Source organism: Clostridioides sp. ES-S-0190-01 (assembly GCF_020658275.1).
GTDB lineage: Bacteria > Bacillota > Clostridia > Peptostreptococcales > Peptostreptococcaceae > Clostridioides.
In genome coordinates this window covers 181,179-201,234 of sequence record NZ_JACVWA010000027.1, presented here as the reverse complement: position 1 = coordinate 201,234, position 20,056 = coordinate 181,179, and the positions used below count along the sequence as shown (strand labels likewise).

17 protein-coding genes and 1 other annotated feature are annotated in these 20,056 nt (G+C 28.2%); of the genes, 2 read left to right on the top strand and 15 right to left on the bottom strand.

The genetic code is table 11. The features are described from left to right. Positions 1 to 248: 248 nt before the first annotated feature. From pyrR to IC214_RS10915, 11 genes are all read right to left on the bottom strand, one after another. Entirely contained in the window at positions 249 to 782 is a 534-nt protein-coding gene (pyrR, locus tag IC214_RS10965) for a bifunctional pyr operon transcriptional regulator/uracil phosphoribosyltransferase PyrR (RefSeq protein WP_227432464.1), read from the bottom strand. A 362-nt stretch (positions 783 to 1,144) separates the two neighbouring features. After that, positions 1,145 to 2,092: an RluA family pseudouridine synthase gene (locus tag IC214_RS10960; RefSeq protein WP_413926660.1), complete on the bottom strand. Its 948-nt coding sequence runs from the start codon at positions 2,090 to 2,092 to the stop codon at positions 1,145 to 1,147. Then, on the bottom strand, positions 2,061 to 2,507 hold the full coding sequence (gene lspA, locus IC214_RS10955) for a signal peptidase II (protein ID WP_227866655.1): 447 nt from the start codon (positions 2,505 to 2,507) through the stop codon (positions 2,061 to 2,063). Before lspA ends, IC214_RS10960 begins: the two co-directional genes overlap by 32 nt. Before the next feature lie 302 nt (positions 2,508 to 2,809). Continuing rightward, positions 2,810 to 3,589: a polysaccharide deacetylase family protein gene (locus tag IC214_RS10950; RefSeq protein ID WP_227432461.1), complete on the bottom strand. Its 780-nt coding sequence runs from the start codon at positions 3,587 to 3,589 to the stop codon at positions 2,810 to 2,812. 50 nt (positions 3,590 to 3,639) lie between these two features. Next, complete coding sequence (locus tag IC214_RS10945; RefSeq protein WP_227432460.1) at positions 3,640 to 4,122, bottom strand: TraR/DksA C4-type zinc finger protein; 483 nt, start codon at positions 4,120 to 4,122, stop codon at positions 3,640 to 3,642. A gap of 181 nt (positions 4,123 to 4,303) precedes the next feature. Next, on the bottom strand, positions 4,304 to 5,725 hold the full coding sequence (locus IC214_RS10940; protein WP_227866654.1) for a carbon starvation protein A: 1,422 nt from the start codon (positions 5,723 to 5,725) through the stop codon (positions 4,304 to 4,306). A gap of 145 nt (positions 5,726 to 5,870) precedes the next feature. Further along, positions 5,871 to 6,641, bottom strand: a complete 771-nt coding sequence (locus tag IC214_RS10935; protein ID WP_227866653.1) for a LytR/AlgR family response regulator transcription factor — start codon at positions 6,639 to 6,641, stop codon at positions 5,871 to 5,873. Between the two features lie 4 nt (positions 6,642 to 6,645). Next, on the bottom strand, positions 6,646 to 7,848 hold the full coding sequence (locus tag IC214_RS10930) for a sensor histidine kinase (protein WP_227432457.1): 1,203 nt from the start codon (positions 7,846 to 7,848) through the stop codon (positions 6,646 to 6,648). Positions 7,849 to 8,379: 531 nt separating this feature from the next. Then, positions 8,380 to 9,381, bottom strand: coding sequence for a tryptophan--tRNA ligase (gene trpS / locus IC214_RS10925; protein WP_227482885.1), 1,002 nt, complete (start codon positions 9,379 to 9,381; stop codon positions 8,380 to 8,382). Between the two features lie 23 nt (positions 9,382 to 9,404). Next, positions 9,405 to 10,103, bottom strand: coding sequence for a 5'-methylthioadenosine/adenosylhomocysteine nucleosidase (locus IC214_RS10920; RefSeq protein WP_227432455.1), 699 nt, complete (start codon positions 10,101 to 10,103; stop codon positions 9,405 to 9,407). A 42-nt stretch (positions 10,104 to 10,145) separates the two neighbouring features. Next, positions 10,146 to 10,386, bottom strand: a binding site (T-box leader). A 93-nt stretch (positions 10,387 to 10,479) separates the two neighbouring features. Continuing rightward, on the bottom strand, positions 10,480 to 11,883 hold the full coding sequence (locus IC214_RS10915; protein WP_227432454.1) for an APC family permease: 1,404 nt from the start codon (positions 11,881 to 11,883) through the stop codon (positions 10,480 to 10,482). Between the two features lie 494 nt (positions 11,884 to 12,377). On the opposite strand from IC214_RS10915, the gene IC214_RS10910 reads away from it, so the two are divergent. After that, positions 12,378 to 13,454, top strand: coding sequence for a M24 family metallopeptidase (locus IC214_RS10910; protein ID WP_227432453.1), 1,077 nt, complete (start codon positions 12,378 to 12,380; stop codon positions 13,452 to 13,454). 88 nt (positions 13,455 to 13,542) lie between these two features. Here IC214_RS10910 and IC214_RS10905 read toward each other — a convergent pair whose 3' ends face one another. Next, the gene (locus IC214_RS10905) at positions 13,543 to 14,385 is read right to left on the bottom strand and encodes a DegV family protein (RefSeq protein ID WP_227482886.1); all 843 of its coding nucleotides are present in this window, start codon (positions 14,383 to 14,385) and stop codon (positions 13,543 to 13,545) included. A 184-nt stretch (positions 14,386 to 14,569) separates the two neighbouring features. Here IC214_RS10905 and IC214_RS10900 point away from each other — a divergent pair, with 184 nt between their 5' ends. After that, a complete protein-coding gene (locus tag IC214_RS10900) occupies positions 14,570 to 15,142 on the top strand; it encodes a TetR/AcrR family transcriptional regulator (protein ID WP_227482887.1) in 573 nt (190 codons plus the stop codon). Between the two features lie 143 nt (positions 15,143 to 15,285). On the opposite strand, the gene IC214_RS10895 is transcribed toward IC214_RS10900, so the two are convergent. The 3 genes from IC214_RS10895 to ileS form a co-directional block, all read right to left on the bottom strand. Continuing rightward, on the bottom strand, positions 15,286 to 15,558 hold the full coding sequence (locus IC214_RS10895) for a hypothetical protein (protein WP_227432450.1): 273 nt from the start codon (positions 15,556 to 15,558) through the stop codon (positions 15,286 to 15,288). A gap of 111 nt (positions 15,559 to 15,669) precedes the next feature. After that, positions 15,670 to 16,542: a YitT family protein gene (locus IC214_RS10890; protein WP_227866652.1), complete on the bottom strand. Its 873-nt coding sequence runs from the start codon at positions 16,540 to 16,542 to the stop codon at positions 15,670 to 15,672. Between the two features lie 326 nt (positions 16,543 to 16,868). After that, complete coding sequence (ileS, locus tag IC214_RS10885; RefSeq protein WP_227432448.1) at positions 16,869 to 19,976, bottom strand: isoleucine--tRNA ligase; 3,108 nt, start codon at positions 19,974 to 19,976, stop codon at positions 16,869 to 16,871. Positions 19,977 to 20,056 lie beyond the last annotated feature (80 nt).

The following is a 20,056-nucleotide window of genomic DNA, read 5'->3' as shown; positions in this document are numbered from 1 at the left end:
TTTGTTCAATTAATATCTTTTAATTAATTATAATTCCCTAGATTCTATTTTTTAATCTCTATATACTTACTGTACAAACTATCATTTTTTTACATTTTACGACATTGAAAACCAAAATAAAGGAGAATAGAGACTACATTAATATACACATTAATAAACTTGTATTATTTATTTTGTGCAATATATGTAAGCTTTATCCTCCTCCATGACTATACAATGCTGAGCTTTTATATAATATTAAAAAACCACTATTCTTTGATTGTAACTGAATCTTCTCCATCAATTTCTAATAAACTAACAGATATAATTTCATGTCTTGAAGTAGGGACATTTTTTCCTACATAATCTGCTCTTATAGGCAATTCTCTATGTCCTCTGTCCACTAATACTGCTAATTGTATTGATTTAGGTCTTCCTATATCAATAATAGCATCAAGTGCTGCTCTTACAGTTCTTCCTGTATATAACACATCATCAACTAAAACTACTGTTTTATCATCTACATTAAAATCTAGATATGTTCCTTTGACTACTGGTTCAACATTAATTTTTTCTAAGTCATCTCTATAAAGTGTTATATCAATATCACCAGTATCTACTTTTGTTCCTTCTATTTGTTCTATTTTTTTAGATATTCTATTTGCGATTGGTACACCTCTAGTCTTTATTCCAACTAAGACTAGGTTTTCTACACCTTTATTTCTTTCAATTATCTCATGACTTATCCTAGTAATTGCTCTTGCTATAGCCTTTTCATCCATTAATTGAGCTTTTTCTACCATATCATAACTATTGTCAAAAAAATATATTCTCTTTTATTTTGACAAATCTACTCCTCTCTCTTAAATTTTTATAGAACCACTTTATTAAAATTTTCAATTTAAACAACAAAAAACTTCTCATCACAAGACAAGAAGCTTTTATATAAAAAAATATATAGTCTAATTCAGCAATTGTCTTACGATATCTCTGTATCGTTTAAAGATAATTTTTATACTCCATTAACTCAAATTATATATTTATATTTCAAATTTTTCAAGCTTTTTTAATCAAAATACTTTAATATAAAATATTTTAGCTAAACTTCACTAATTTTATCACTTGTATAAATATAATTAGATGATTTATAATATCATACAAACTTTTATTTAATTTTTCTAAGAACTTCCTTAAAGTATTCTGGTAATTCTGAATCAAATTCAATATATTCCTTAGTGGTAGGATGTATAAATCCCAATTTCTTAGCATGTAAAGTTTGTCCCTTTAGTTTAAACTTATTTTCTTTAGGTCCATATACACTATCACCTAAAAGCGGATGATTTATAGATGAGGCATGAACTCTTATTTGATGAGTTCTACCAGTTTCAAGTCTAGCTCTCATATGAGTAAATTTATCAAATCTTTCTACCACTTCAAAATGAGTTACTGCATTTCTTCCATCCTTTACTACAGCCATTTTTAATCTATCCTTAGGATTTCTTCCTATTGGTTTGTCTACAGTTATTTTATCTTCTTTAACTACACCATAACATATAAATTCATACTCCCTAGTTATAGAATGCTCTTTTAATTGTTCTGCTAAAAAATTATGTGCATAATTATTTTTAGCTACCATAAGAAGACCAGAAGTATCTTTGTCTATTCTATGAACTATACCAGGTCTAATAACACCATTTATTGATGATAACTTATCTTTACAATGATACAAAATTCCATTTACCAATGTATTTTCATAATTTCCAGGAGCAGGGTGAACAACCATATCCTGAGACTTGTTAATTATTAAAATATCATCATCTTCAAATACAATATCTATTGGTATATTTTGAGCTACAACCTCTAGAACTTTAGGTTCTGGTATTTCTATAATAATCTTATCTTCTTCTTTAACTAAATATTTTGCTTTTTCTACTTTATTATTAACTTTTACTTTATCATCTTTTATAATTTTTTGTATGTAGCTTCTTGACATATCTCCTAATTGTTCTGCTAGATAAACATCAAGTCTAACCTCTTCTTCCTCTTCAAGCACTAAAAACTCTCTTACATTCTCCATCAAATCACCTACTTTTACTTTCAAAAAATAAAACATATATACATAAAAATACAGTTCCTACAACTACAAATACATCAGCTACATTAAATACATACTCCCATATAATCCTAAAGTCAAAATAATCTACTACAAACCCTAATCTAACTCTATCAATTAGATTTCCTAATGCACCAGATATTATTAATATGACTCCCAACTTTCCAGATGTATGTACTTTTCTTGTATTGAGATAATATAACCCAAATACTGTTGCAATTAGTGCAACTATTATAAATATCCATTGATTATTTTGTAATAGTCCAAATGCTGCACCTCTATTTTCAACATAAGTTAGATGAAATACATTCTTTATTATTGGTATTGTAGATACATTCACCAAATTATTTAACACCCATAGTTTAGACAATTGGTCTAATCCTATAAGCAGAATTATTATTAACACATATAACAATGATTTTTCCCCCTATAAATTATTTAAAAATCAATTTTGATTGAAATTCACTATTACCATTATACAAAAAAAATACTATAAAGAGCAACTCTGTTAAAATTGAATTTTTTAGTAAAACTAATCAAAAATAATATTAACCCTTCTATATTATAAATTGCTACAAATTTAAAATTACATTATTATGTATAAAAAATTTCAAAATACTCTATTATTCAATACTTTTTGTGTATTTTATAGCTTAAAGATTAATGATGCTTGTATTTTAGATTTACAAGCATCATTAGTCTTTAAACAAATATCTTTTATTTTTGTACTTGTTGATTTTTATCTAAATGTTGTATAAGTTCAGATACTGTTACAAATTTATACCCTTTTTCTTTTAACTTGGGAATTACTACTTCCAAAGCCTGTATAGTCTGTGACTTATTGTTTCTTTTATTATTATAATCATGTAAAAGTATTATATTTCCATTTTGTACTTTTGTAAGAATGGTATTAATAATACTATCAACGCCAGGATTTGACCAATCTCTAGGGTCCAAGTTTGACCAAAGAATTATATTCATACCTTTAGAAACTATAATATCACATACACTTTTGCTCATAGCTCTATATGGAGGTCTAAATATTTTGGGCTCTACTCCAATTACACTCTTTACAGCATTTTGTGTATCTGTTATTTCTTTTTCTACTTTATTATAACTATTTTTTTCAACATTTATATGTGTAAATGTATGATTACCTATCTCATGCCCTTCCTCATACTGTCTTTTTAGTAATTCCTTGTTATATGCAACTTTTTCTCCAACCACAAAAAAAGTTGCTTTTACATTATTTTTCTTTAGTATATCAAGTACTTGTGGTGTAAAGTCTTCATCTGGCCCATCATCAAAAGTCAATGCTAAAATTTTTTCGTCCTCATTTCCTTGCTTGATTATTACATCTTCATAATCGTTCTTTATATTGTCATTTAGACTATAAGCTTCTTTTACGCTATTTTGATTATGTGTATTATGACTATATGTATATACGCCTACTATTGATAATACACATATACATATACCCCACATTACTTTTTTCATGTCATTACCTCTTTTCTTAATTCGTTCTAACAATATATGATGTCAATTTTTTAATCTCTTAATGTTCCGTTTTTGTTTAAATCAGTTAAATTTGTTAGGTCTGTTGAATAAAAATTAGAATCCTCCACTTCAGGAGTTTCACTTGCGTGTCCTAATAAATCCTCTTCTTTTTTTGCACACTCATTGCATAAATTTGTATCAGGTAGTATATCCAATCTTTCTAAATCTATTTTATTATGACATAAATCACAAAGTCCGTATGTCCCATTTTCTATTTTAGATAATGCCATATCTATTTGATACAATCTACCTTCTTCATGATTTATTAAACTATTTTGCATATTTTGCATATATAAATCTGTTCCCATATCTCCTATATGATTATCATAACTAGATAACTCTCCTGATGAATACTTTTCACTGGTATGTTTATTTGTATCTCCAAATAAAGTATTGTCTTTCATATCTCCCACTAAATTAGTCAAATTTGCTCTTTCTTTCAATAATTTATCTTTGTATTTTTTAGTATCCATTTTTAACACCTCTAATTTTAATATTTATATCATAAAAATAGTATGTGGAAAACTAAATTAAAAATACAATAAAAAGTAAGATTTGATTTTTTCAAAAAAAATTGTAGGCAAAGTTTAAATTCACCTACAAATTTTTAAAACACATTTAAATGTTATATTTTTATTTTTTATAATAATTATATTAACTTGCTAATTTATGAGTATTTTGTTCTTTTATATCTTTAGCTTTTTTAAAGAATAAAATACCAAGAATTATTGCAACAGCAACACCTATTCCATTAGATATATTTACTGGTAGTCTAAAACCTTCTTTTGCCTGCATTATATAACTAAATGTTACTACAGTCATAAAAAGCGCTGGCAATGTAGTTATGTAGTGGTTTTTATTTGCTTTAACCAAATATGCAGAACAAGTCCATAACATTATCATAGCAAGTGTTTGATTTGCCCAAGAGAAGTATCTCCAAATTATATTAAAATCTATAAATGTAAGAGCAACACCTACTGCAAATAGTGGTAAAGCTATTAAAAATCTATTTTTAACTGCATCTTGATTGTAGTTCATTGCATCAGCTATTGTTAATCTAGCACTTCTAAATGCTGTATCACCTGAAGTTATAGGACATGCTACAACACCAAGTATAGCCAAAGCTCCTCCAATAGGCCCCATCAATCCAACAGATACTGTATTAACAACAGTAGCTGCTCCACCATCATTAAATATTACATTAAGTTGAGGTATACCATGGAAGTATGACATAGCTGCTGCTGCCCAAACTAAAGCTATTATTCCTTCTGCAACCATTGAACCATAAAATACTGGTCTTGCTTCACTTTCTCTTTCAACACATCTTGCCATAAGTGGTGATTGTGTTGCATGAAAACCTGATATTGCCCCACATGCTATTGTTATAAATAAATACGGGAATAGGGGTGTTCCATTTGGATTCATATTTTGTAAATTTATATTTGGTATGTTATATCCCTTTATTATTAATCCTCCTGCTACACCTACTGCCATAATTAATAAAGCTGCTCCAAATAAAGGATATATTTTTCCAATTAACTTATCTATTGGCAAAACAGTAGCCATTATATAATAAAGAATTATTACTCCAACCCATATTTGTGTATTTACTCCTGTTAATGTTTTTAGTAATCCTGCTGGACCTGTTATAAAAACAACTCCAACCAATACCAAAAGAATAACGCTAAATATTCTCATTGCTATTTTTGCACTATTGCCTAAGTAAAAACCTACTAACTCTGATGCAGATGTACCTTTATTCTTCATAGATAAATATCCAGAAGCAAAGTCATGTACACCACCTGCAAAAATTGTCCCAAATACTATCCATAAAAATGCTGATGGCCCAAATAATGCACCTTGTATAGCACCAAATATAGGACCTAAACCTGCGATATTTAAGAATTGAATTAAGAAAATTCTTTTCCATTTCATTGGAACATAATCTACACCATCTCTACAAGCTATAGCTGGAGTTTGATTTTTATCATTAATTCCAAAAACCTTTTCTACAAAAGTACCATAAATAAAATAACCTACTATAAGTACCACCATTGAACCTAAAAAACTTACCATAAATTCATCCCCTTAGTTTTTTTATAATTGCTTTATAAATTTTTATAAGTTTAAGAAAACTATTTCCAGTTCAAATAGTAATACTTTTTTGTACTAATATAAATGTTAATCACATTAAGTGCATATTTAAATACATGAAATGACTTTATATGTGCATTAATAGCCTAAATTCTTTTATTCTACTTCTACTTACAGTTACTTCATAATCACTATCTTTTAACTTCAATATGTATGTGTTATTAAACCATGGGATAATTTCTTTTACTTTAGTTAAATTTACTATGTAAGACCTGTGTGTTCTAAAAAAAGTTTTATCATTTATTATGTTTTCTACTTCTGATATACCCTCTTTTAGTATAAATGTTTCCTTTTCAGTATATATAAATGTCTGTCTTTCATTAGCCTCACAGTAATATATATCATCAATATCTATTACAACCAATTTATCACCTTTCCAAAGGCTAATTTTATGTGTTATTTCCTCTATATTTTGATTTATTATACATTTTTTATCACTAGATATATGATTATTATCACTAGATATTTCACTACTATTTGTTTCACTTTTCTCTAACTTATCCAACATTGATGTAATCCTATCCTCAGAATAAGGCTTAAGTACATAGTCAAATACACCTAATGAAAAAGCATCTACTGCATAATTTTCACATGCTGTTATAAATACTATTTTGGGTCTTGCTTTAAATTGATTTAATGTTTTTGCAAGTAACATTCCATCAAGATGAGGTATATTTATGTCCAAAAAAATTACATCTATTTTATTTTCTTGAATAAAATCTAGTACTTCTATGCCATTAGTAAATTCACTTACTACCTCAATCTCGCTTTTATTTTCAATAAAATATCTCAATTCTTTTCTTGCTGGAAACTCATCCTCAACTATTATTGCTTTCATATTCTTACTCCTTTACGTAAAACATAATTAAAGTTCCTTTATCAGTTCTTCTCATATTAAGACCACTTCCATACATTAGCTTAAGTCTTAAATGAACATTATAAAGTCCAATCTTATTTTCTGGCATATTATCTTGATATACATTATTTATAACTTCTTCACTTATACCTATACCATTATCCTCAATCGATATTCTAATAGTATTTTCTAATGAATGTTGTAATTTTTTTATAGATATTTTTACCACACCAGCTCTTCCACTTTCCAAAACTCCATGTATAATTGCATTCTCTACTATTGGTTGTATAATTAAACTTGGAATTTTTATATTTACATCATCTATATCATAAATTATAGTTAATAAATCTCCAAATCTAGCCTTTTCTATTTCTACAAAAGATTTAACTTGCTCAATCTCTTTATTTATGTCTATCAAGTTATCACTATATTCAAGATTGTATCTCAAGTAAGTTGATAAATTTATTATGAGTTCTCTAGCTTTATCTGGATTAAATCTTATAAAGGATGCTATTGTATTTAGAGAATTAAATAAAAAATGCGGATTAATTTGCCTTTGAAGTGCTTTTATTTCTGCTTTATTTCTTGCTTCTATATCCTTTTTATCTTTTTCAATTCCCTCAACTATAGATATAACAAATCCTATACCAATTTGTCCGACAATTAGAGGCAAGTATATTCCATTAATTATTTGAATTGCCAGAGAATGAGGCTGTGATATTAAATATATAAGTAATATAGTAAAACTTTCAGAAATCATACCTACTAGTATTCCATATATCACTCTATGCTTCTTTGGTATCTTCTTATACAAAAATCCTGATAACACACCTGCTAGTATACTTGATAAAAGGCATGGCATGGATGTTATACCTCCAATATCCATAAAATACCTATGTATACCTGATAGCAAACCTGCTGTAATACCTACAATTGGTCCAAATAAAACGCCTCCTGATACTATAGATATTATTCGAGTATTTACTATTGACCCCATATAATTTATGCCATTGTAAGTACCAAATATAGCTAGAAAAGTAAAAACTAAAGATATACAAATCAAATCATTTAAGCTATATTCTTCTTTTTGAAATATTTGTTTAAATGTTTTTAGCTTTGTTATTAGAAGAAATAATACTACAATAAGGCTTGTTTTTTCTATTAATGCTATTAAAATTGATGTTTTCATGTTTTTTCCTCTTATTTTTCCTATTTAAAATAATTTTTACATATGTTATTGGTATTATTTTTATGGCTTATTAAATACATAAAAAATAATTGCCTTAATTATTGTATCATATCAGTTAAACATAAAATCAAACTCATTTAATTATATATATAAATTTTTTTAAAACGTTTTTTTGATATATTATTGACAATTTTCTTTATAAGAGTTAAAATTAATTCATAAATTACATATTGAGTATAAAGTATAATGGATGTATGTTCAAGGTTAGTTCAGAAGGCTCTGGTTTTCTGATTTTTTTATGCTCAGTAGTGATATGCAAAAAAGAACAAAGTTAACGTCAGTTAACTTTTACCTTTATTCTACTTTCCCCAAAGTAAGAATAATCTAACCCCTTTGAGATGAGCAAAAGCTCATCTTTTTTTATTACAAAACTAAAGAGGATATTATCTTAATAATATCCTCTCTATTTCCTATCATATACTTTTTTAATAACTTTAAATATTTATTTACTAAAGAAGATATATAATATAATTAATATCTTCTCTCTATAAACCCAACCTTTTTATAAACTTTTCTAAGAGTTTTTCTAGCTTGCTTTTCAGCCTTTTCAGCTCCCATAGTATAGATTTTTTCTAAATAATCTTTATTATTAAGAAGGTCAACGTATTTTTCTCTTATTGGTCTTAAAGCTTCTGATACTACTTCAGCTACATCTTCTTTAAATACTCCATAACCTTTACCTTCATACATGTTTACAATTTCTTCTACACTCTTTTTACTTAAATTAGAATATATATCAAGTAAGTTTTTAATACCAGGTTGTTCATCAGTATACTTTACAACACCTAAAGAATCAGTAACACTTCTCTTAATCTTTCTCTTTATAGTATCTGAATCATCTGCCAATAATATAAATGCGTTGTCATTTGAATCAGATTTACTCATTTTCTTAGTTGGTTCTTGTAAACTCATTACTCTTGCTCCACCTTTTGGATAGTATCCTTCTGGGACTACAAATGTAGGTGAAAATCTATTATTAAATCTATTTGCTAAATCACGAGATAGCTCTAAATGTTGTTTTTGGTCATCTCCAACTGGAACCAAATCAGCTTGATATAATAGTATATCAGCAGCCATAAGAACTGGATACGTAAATAATCCTGCATTTAGATTTGCTTCACTCTTTTGTGATTTATCTTTAAATTGAGTCATTCTACTTAATTCACCCATATAAGTCATTGTATTTAATATCCACATAAGTTCAACATGCTCTTTAACATGTGATTGTATAAATATAGTATTTTTTTCTGGATCTAATCCACAAGCTAGATATTGAGCAAGTAATTCTATAGTATTAGCTCTCAAAACTTTAGGGTCTTGAGGTACTGTTATTGCATGTAAATCAACAATACTATAATAACAATTATAATTTTCTTGAAGTTCAGTCCAGTTTTTTATAGCTCCTAAATAGTTTCCTAGAGTCATCTTACCTGATGGTTGTGCACCACTAAATATAACCTTTTTTTCACTCATATGATTTGTACCTCCTTATATATTTATATTGATTTTAACATGCTTAATACGATATCTTTAGAATTGTTGGCTGCCTCATGTACAAATACTTCATATGCAACGCCAGCACTTCCATCTGCTTTATCAGACATTGCTCTTATTATGACAAATGGAACATTATTTAAGTAACATACATGAGCTATAGCTCCACCTTCCATCTCTCCACAATACCCGCCAAAATCATTTACTAATTCTTCTTTTAATTCTTTAGAGTTTATAAATATATCTCCTGTTACTACTCTTCCTTTTAATACTTTATGAGTTTTTGTTTCTTCTACAGAAGATTTATAAGCAGCTTCTACGAGTCTTTCATCTGCTTTAAATACAGATGTTTCCATTCTTGGTATAACACCTTTAGGGTCTCCAAATGCAGTAGTATCTATATCGTATTGTATCGCATCAGTTGAAATTACTATATCATTGACATTAAGATTTTCATTTAAAGCCCCCGCAACACCTGTATTGACAATAGCATCAACTTCAAATTCACTTATTAATATTTGTGCACAAAGAGCAGAGTTAACTTTTCCTATACCACATTTTACTAAAACAACATTTTTTCCTTCTAAAGTTCCTTTATGAAATTCTAAGCTAGCTTTTTTTACAATTTCTTTAATATCCATTAAATTCACTAATATACTTACTTCTTCATCCATTGCACCTATAATTCCTATTACGTTCATCTTTCCTCCTAAATTTTATATATTAAAAAATCCGTCCTAAATCAATAGGACGGATATATTTTCCGTGGTACCACCTAAATTTATATATACTCAAAGCTGAATATATATATCTTAATATGTGCTATAACGTGCACACACGATATCAGATAATCTACAGTCTTAAACTGCATTTCACATTACTCCTCAAAGACCCATTCAATAAATACTTTTTATTAAGTTCTCAGCACCCTTAATTCTCTGTGTAAAAGTCTATTTATTTACTCTTTCTTATCCCAGGATTTAATTTATTAATTTCTTTATTTTATAATATTCCTTATGATATAAATTGTCAACTATATATATAATAATATCCAAAATATATATTTAAAATACATTTTTATTTAGCTGTTCTCTTTTCATATCTATTCCATAACCATAGACCAGATAGGATAACTAGAAGACCTCCACCAATCATTTCTATTTCATATATGATATTTTCAGCAAATGTAGGCATAACTGGTGCTGCTGATAATAATATACCAACTACAGTTACAGTTAAAACCATTTTCGCTAAACCTATACAAGTACCTGTTGATTTTGCCATAGTATATGGTCTAATTTCATCTGGTCTCTCTTTTCTTAGCTTAATATAAGAAGCATATAACAATACATATGGGAATAATGCAGTTAATGCTGTCATAGTTACAAGAACATTGTATATAGCATCAACAGAAGGCATTAATGTAGTCACTAATAATATTATAGTAACTATTATTGCTTGAAGTATAACTGCTTTCGAAGGTATCTTGTGTTTATTTACTTCTACCAAACTATCTGGAAATACTCCTTTTTTAACACTACCAAATAACATTTTTATTGGTGATGCTATATAAAGAACTATTGCTCCTAATATTGAAAAAGCTATACCAAAAGCTATCAATTGAACTAACCAAGAACCTATTCCTAAAGATTCACAAACAGCTGCAAGCGCATCTAACACACCTTTAGAAGCAGTAATTTGGTCTGGTGGTATTATCATTGTTATTGCAATAGAACCTAATACATATAATGAAGCAACTATTCCAGCTGATATTAATATAGCTTTAGGGAAGTTCTTTTCAGGCTTATCTATCTCTGTTATAAAGTTAGCTGCAGTTTCTGCTCCTGCTAAACCAAACATTATAGCTGATATAGCAACAAATGCATCCATATTAAGTTTTGGAGTCATTGAAGCTATTGTATATGTTGAAGCCATATCATGTTTTTTCAATACTAATACTGCTAAAAATGAAAATATTATAAGTATAGCACTTGGTATTGTTGAACCTAATGCACCTGTATTAGTAAATATTTTTGTAAAGCTTATTCCTTTAGTTGCTATAATAGATAATATCCAGAATATTACTAAAGATAATATAAGTACAAATATCTTATTATCTGCAAGTGCTGGATTTCCTATTGTATAAGAAACATTTACTGCTAAAAAAGTTAGGAATGAAGAATACCAAAATATTTTAGCTGTCCAGTTTAACCAAGAAACTAAAAAGCCATATTTTTCTCCAAAGGCTTCCTTAACCCAATCATATAAACCTCCATCACCTTTTTGATATGTAGAAGCTAATTCAGCACAAATTAAAGCTCCTGGTACGAAATATATAAATGAGAATAATAACCACATAGGTATTGCACCTAATCCTAAACCGAAGCTTGACGCTGTCGACTTAGCTATCCATCTTATACCATATAAAGCTGATACATTCATAAATACCAAACTCCATAGGCCTATTTTTTTCTTTTCCATCCTATTATAATTTCCCCTCTCTTTATTAATTAAAAATTGATTTCATAACAGTTAAAATAACTTTAACCTATAAAATACTTCAATTTAACCTATAAAATACTTTAAATAAAAATATTTATACCTCAAATTTAGATATTTTGAAATCAAAATTTACTAAAAGTGATAAATTTTGAAAGTTCTATCACTTTCTCTTTAATGATACTAAATTTTTAAAATTGTTTCAATATTATTTTAATATAAAAATTTTTTTATTAATTTTCATAATTATATAACTATCTCAAATATATATTTTTACTTATTCAAGTTATTATTTTTATAAAATTTTCACAATATAAACTTATTTTACTTTTCTTTTAATGTAAAATAGGGAATTAAATTTAATATAAAAAATATATGTTAAAATTTTTTTATATTTCTAGAAGAAAAGTATACTAATTTTTGTTTAATAGTGCTAAAATTGATTTGTATCGAATTTTGATTAGGAGGAAATTATTATGAAGACTCAAAGATTAAATGCTGTACTTGAACAAATGAAAAAAGATGATATTTCTCAAATGTTGGTAAGTGATCCTACTTCAATATTTTATTTAACAGGATTACTAATCCACCCAGGTGAAAGACTGTTAGCTTTATACTTAAATTTAAATGGTAATAATAAATTATTTATAAATGAATTATTCCCAGTTGCAGAAGATTTAGGTGTTGAAATGGTTTGGTTTAATGATACTCAAAATCCAATAGAAATAGTAACTGAACATGTAGACAAAAATGCTACTATGGGTGTTGACAAAAACTGGCCAGCTAGATTCTTATTAAGCTTAATAGAATCAGGTGGAGGAAGTAAATTTGTAAACTCATCTTATATAATAGATACTTTAAGAATGTGTAAAGATGAAGAAGAAAAAGAATTAATGAGAATAGCTTCAAGATTAAATGACAAAGGTATGGAACAACTTAAAGCTACTGTTTCTGGTGAACTTACAGAAAAACAACTTGTTGGTAAATTATCTAAAATATATGAAGACTTAGGTGCTGATGGATTTTCATTTGACCCTATAATAGGATTTGGTCCTAATGGAGCTAATCCACATGGAGAACCAGGAAATGCTCTTGTAAAACCTGGTGATGCAATAATATTAGATATAGGTTGCATAAAAGATAATTATTGTGCTGATATGACAAGAACTGTATTCTATAAAGAAATACCTGAAAAAGGTAGAGAAATATTTGAAATAGTTCTTGAAGCCAATAAGAGAGCTGAAGCTATTGTAAAACCAGGAGTTAGATTCTGTGATATAGATGCAGCTGCTCGTGATTACATAACTGAAAAAGGATATGGACAATACTTCACTCATAGAACTGGTCACTCTATAGGACTTGAAGTTCATGATAAGGGAGATGTATCTTCTATAAATACAGATACTGTGCAACCAGGAATGATATTCTCTATAGAACCAGGTATATATTTACCAGGAGAGTTTGGAGTTAGAATAGAAGATTTAGTACTAGTTACTGAAGATGGTTGTGAAATACTAAACAAATATGACAAAGAAATATGTGTGGTTGGTTAATTATAAGATTAACTTAATAACATCAAAATAAGCTGTATAAAAATGATTTTATTCATTTTTATACAGCTTTAACTTTTTAGTTTGTTGTTTATATTGCAGTTATCAAAATTGCACCTTTTGAAGTATATGTTCCCATTACTGAACCAACTTCACAGATTACAACGTCTTTATATTTAACATCTTTTTCCATAGCTTCTCTTACTTTTTGAGCTTTTTCAGGGCAGTTAGCATGTCCTATAAATAAAACCTTCTCTTCTTTATCTATAATTTTTGATTCTACTAACTGAATCAGTTTTTTCAAGCTATTCCCTTCACCCCTTGCCTTATCTATTGGAGTTACAATCCCATCTGCAACTTGTATTATAGCCTTAAAATTTAATGTATTTATAATTTTTCCTGCTATTGGATTTATTCTACCTCCTTTTATAGCATTTTCTAATGTCTCTAGAGTTCCATAAAATGGTGGATTGTCTTTATATCTATCTATTATTGAAACAATTTCTTCAAGTTCTTTTCCTTCTTTTATTAATATTGCCGCTTTTAATACTAATTGTCCTATGCCAATTGACCCACTAAGTGAATCTATAATTTCAATTTTTTTATTATTTCCTTCTTTTTCGAACATGTCTTTTGCCAAAAGTGCACTATTATAAGTTCCAGATAATCCTGAACTTATGCTAATTACTAATATACTTTCCTCTTCGCATTGATATGCTTCTAAAAACTTATCTGGTGAAGGACATGATGTTTTTGGCAATAATTTACTTTCATCCATTTTTCTGTAGAAAGTTTCATTATCTATTTCCTTCCCAGATATATAGTTCTCTTCTCCAAAAGATACATTTAAACCAATAACTTCAATATTGTATTTCTCTATTATATGATTAGGTAAGTCACATGCACTGTCTACTATCAATTTTATTTTATCCATATTAACCTCACTATAAGATATTGTTTTTGTTTATTCAGTCGGTCGTACGACCGATTTAATTATTATTTTATATTTTGGATGAAAAAAAGTCAATAGATATAGATTCTTGCTTTATTGACAATAATTTTCTATAAGCTTATAATGTTATTAATTTGTTATAAATATACATAGAAAGGTAGGTTTTATGAAAACAAATAATATGAAACAAGCTATTTTATTATCTGCTACTAATTTAATAGCCAAAAATGGAGTTCAAAATACCAGTCTTGCTGATATTGCAAAAGATGTGAATATAAGTAAGGGTACACTATATTATCACTACTCATCTAAAAATGATATTATATATGACATTGCTGATACTCATTTAGAAGTTATAACTAGTGCTATATTAAACTGTGTAAAAAATGTCAAATCCAAAAATTCTCAAATAGAAATGGTCAACTTAATACTAGAAAAAATATCTACTATAGAAAGTCGTGGTAGAGTACATATGTATCTTATTTGTGAAGCTATTACTTCAAATGATGATTTAAAAGAAAGAATGAGATTGAAATATATTGAATGGCGAACTACCCTTAAATCTGAAATTATTGAATCTCTTGAAAAATATAGTGGTGATGAGAATGAACAGGATGCTGAATCCTTTTCTTTTTTACTTATGTCTATAGTTGATGGTTTAGTTGTCCAAAGCTTGTTAAAAACAGAAAAAATGCCTTATGAAAATATCGCTTCTTTTTTAGTTAACCATTGGATTTAAACTTGATATTTTAATAATTAATAAAAGTGAACTATTAAAGTTTTTTTATTTAACAGCTCACTTTTTTATTTGCTATGAATAATTTTTATTTAAACCTTCATGGAATAACAAAATAAAAATCATTTTATTAATTTAAAATACTTCTATTTATGTTGATGTGTATGCCCATCTAAATGTTCATGCCCATGTATATGTGTATGTTCATGCCCATGCTCATGAGTTCCTGAAAATCCATCATCATGATTATGGTCATGACCTACACCATTTACATGCTCATGTTCATGTCCATGACTGTGAGAATGCTCGTGTGAATGTTGATGGTTATCTCCCCCACAGCATCCTTCTCCTCCAGTTCCACAGCATCCATTAGCATGTGGATTATGATGATTTCTTACTACAAATCTCTCTCTTAACATATTATTATACCTCCTAGTATATTATTGAGCACTTCATGTGCCCCATTAGTTACAGTATACATCTAACTAGGTACAATAACAAGATATATGGTATTTTTTAACACTTATATCTTATAAAAATTTATCCTTAAAACCTCCACCTTTTACTTCTTCTACATTGTTTACAGAAATAAAAGCTTCACTATCCATATCATAAATTAAATCCTTAAATTTACCTACTTCATTTGCAGATATGATACAGTAAATCATTTTTTTCTTATTCTGCGTATATGCTCCTTCTGCTTCCAAAAAAGTTACTCCTCTACCCATCTTACTCATTATTACTTTTGATATTTCTTCATATCTATTTGATATTAAAAGTATAGATTTTTTTCTATCAAAGCAATCTTTTGCTATATCCATTGTAAAAGAAATTATATACATAGTAATTAGAGTGTACATTACCAATTTTGCTCCAAATAAAAATGCACCTGCACATACTACAAAGAAATTAATAAATAAAAATGTATTTTTCATTGGTATATCGTACTTTCTTTTCATTATAGCTGCTATTATATCAAGCCCTCCAGCAGTAGCTCTTGCTTTAAAGGTCAATCCCATACCTATACCAGTTAAAACACCACCATAAATAGATTGTAGCATAGTATCATCTATTGGAAAATATTTAGCAATATCTTGTGTTAAACCAAGTGCAACAGAAAATAGTAACATATTTACAAAACTTATTAACAAAAATTTATTATCAAAATACTTCTTAGCTATAATAAATATTGGTATATTCATCAAAAAACTAGATAATCCCTGATTTATACCAAATAACTTATATAATATAACACAAATCCCAGCTACTCCTCCACTTAACAACTTGGCTGGTGCTAGATATAAATTTATTCCTAAGGTTGATAAAATCATTCCCAATATAATAAGACCATATTGCAAAAATATGTTATTATCAATACTTAGTTTTTTGCTTTCACCATACATCAAAACGCACCCCTTTGCATAATAAATAAACCACCCTGCATAATACACAATAAATTTAAAAATAAATTTACCAGAAGTAGTTCACTCTAAAATATTATTCATCCTCACTTAAACGTTTATTCACTAACATTTTATCATATGCTATAAATAATTTATATGATTTATATAAATTTATTTGTTGTAAATTTTGGAATATTAAAACATTTAATTATTGAAGTACAAAAACAATTAATTAAATAAAGAAATAAGCTATCTTTTTAAAAAAAGCCCTATAGAAATTTACAAATCATTTTCTATAGGGCTCTTAATTAACAGCTTGTTATTTTTTATTTTCTTGTAACTTTTATACCTGTCATATGGTCATTTAAGTTTTGTTCTTCTAAAGATTTATCATCCACTCTATTTATTTCTAAAGCTAAAGTCTCAGACTTGATGTATTCATCAAAATGCTCAACAGCTTTAGCAATCTCATCATCACCACAGTAATCTATTACTATGTTGTCTAGTACTTCAAAGTTATTAGATTTTCTCAATTGTTGTACTTTAGATATAAATTCTCTAGCATATCCTTCATCAACTAACTCATCAGTTAATTTAGTATCTAGTATAACAAAAAGATTATTTTCAACAGATACATTAAATCCTTCTTTAGCAGTTATACCTATTAATACTAAATCTTTATTAAATTCAAATGCTTCTCCATTTAAATCAACTGTTAAAGTTTCACCATTTTCAAGTTTATTAGCAGTTTCATGTGCATTTAACTTGTTTAATGCTCCTACAAATAAGTTCATCTTAGCGCCTAATATTGGTCCAGCTTCTTTAAAGTTTGGTTTTAGGCTAAAGTTCATATATTCATCTAAATCTTTAGCAAATACTACCTCTTTAACATTAAGCTCTTCTTTTATTAAATCAACTACATCACTTATTGTGTCTTCAAATTTACCATCTACTAATACTTTTTGTAATGGTTGACGAACTTTTATTCTCTCAACTTCTCTTGAAGCTCTACCTAAAGTAACTAGATTCTTAGCTAAATCCATTTTTTCTTCTAATTTAGTATCAACTAAACTCTCATTAAACTTAGGATATTCAGCTAAATGAACAGATACTTCTCCAGTTAGGTTTCTATACATTTCTTCTGACATATATGGAGCAAATGGTGCTATAGCTCTGCAAAGTCCATGTAATAATTCATAAGTTGTATTGTATACAGCTTTTTTATCTTCTGTTAATTCAGTTGCCCAGAATCTTCTTCTTGAACGTCTTATATACCAGTTAGATAAATCATCATTTATGAAATCTTGTATCATTCTTAAAGTTTTATTTAATTCAAATATCTCTAAATTTTCTTCTACATCTTTCATTAAATTATTGAATTTAGATAGTATCCATCTGTCAAGTTCTGGTCTATCTTTGTATTCTACAAAGAATTCAGTTGGATTTATATCATCTGTATTTGCATATAAAGTAAAGAAGTTATATACATTTTTCATAGTACCTATAAATTTACTTTGGATTTCTTTTAATCCATCCATATCAAATTTAGTTGGAGTCCATGGTGGAGAAACATATAGTAAATACCATCTTAGCGCATCTGCTCCATATTGATCAAACAACTGCATAGGATTTACTGTATTTCCTCTTGATTTACTCATTTTCTTTCCATCTTTATCAAGTACAAGGTCTGGAACTAAGACACTCTTATACGGTGCTTTTCCTAATACAAATGTTGATACTGCAAGTAATGAGTAGAACCAACCTCTAGTTTGGTCTATACCTTCTGATATATAATCAGCTGGGAATAGCTCATCAAAGTTTTCTTTGTTTTCAAATGGATAGTGGTGTTGTGCAAATGGCATAGCTCCACTATCAAACCAGCAGTCTATAACTTCTGTTACTCTTGTCATTGGTTTTCCACATTTTTCACACTTCAAGTGTATATCATCTACATATGGTCTATGAAGTTCTACAGTTTCTGGGTTTACATCTTCTATAGCTTTTTCAGCTAATTCTGCTCTTGAACCAACTGAATCTGTATGACCACATTCACATCTCCATATAGGAAGTGGAGTTCCCCAATATCTAGTTCTTGATATTGCCCAGTCATTTAGATTTTCTAACCAGTTTCCAAATCTCTTTTCACCTACAAAGCCTGGGAACCATTTTACACCATTATTATTTTCTATTAATTTATCCTTAAGCTTAGTCATTTCTATATACCAGCTTGGTTTTGCATAGTACACAAGTGGAGTTTGGCATCTCCAACAATGTGGATAATTATGAACTACTTTTTCTTTACTATATAGTTTATTTTCAGAAGCTAGCCATTTTATTATTTCAACATCTAGCCCATCTTCCATTACAAATCTACCTTCCCAAGGAGTAGTTGTAAATTTACCAGTTTCATCTACTGGCTGTACAACTGGTAAATCGTATCTTTTACCTGTATTGTAGTCATCTTCACCAAATGCTGGTGCTGTATGAACTATTCCAGTACCATCTTCAGTAGTTACATAATCTCCTACTGTAATGAAAAATGCTTTTTTATCAACTTCTACAAAAGGCATTAATTGTTCATATTCTAAGCCTTCTAAATCTTTACCTTTCATTTCTTCTAAAACTTCATAGTCTTCACCTAGTACTTTATTAGCTAAAGGTTTAGATACATAATATACCTCATCACCTTTTTTAACTTTTAAGTAATCAACATCAGCATTCACTGTTAATGAAACATTTGATGGTAAAGTCCATGGAGTAGTTGTCCATGCTAAGAAATATTCATCAGCATCTTTTTTCTTAAATTTAGCTACAACTGTATTTGTCTTTACTTCTTTATATCCTTGTGCAACCTCATGACTAGCAAGACCAGTTCCACATCTTGGGCAATAAGGAAGTATTTTATGCCCTTCATATATATATCCTTCTTTATTGAACTTATTCAATATCCACCATACAGATTCTATATAGTTATTATCTAAAGTTATATATGGATTATCTAAGTCAACTTCATAAGCCATTCTCTCAGTCATTATTCTCCATTGTTTTTCAAATGAGAAAACTGACTCTCTACATTTTTGGTTAAATTCAGCTATTCCATATTCTTCTATTTGTTGCTTGCTAGTAAGACCTAATTCTTTTTCTACTTGTATTTCAACTGGCAATCCGTGTGTATCCCAACCAGCTTTTCTCTTTACTTGATAACCAGACATTGTTTTATATCTACAAACAGAATCTTTAAGTGTTCTAGATAAAACGTGATGTACTCCAGGATTTCCATTAGCTGTTGGAGGTCCTTCATAAAATACAAAACTTGGGTCGTCTTTACCTTTTTCTAGAGTTTTTTCAAGTATATCTATGTCTTTCCAATAGTCAAAAACTTGTGCTTCTGCTTGTTTCACAGAACTGTCCACCAATGGCTTAAATTTTGCCATGTAAATCACCCTTTCCTACAGTTATTATAATTCCAAAGTTTTTATTCTTTTACGTAAATTTGAATAATAAAAAACTCGTC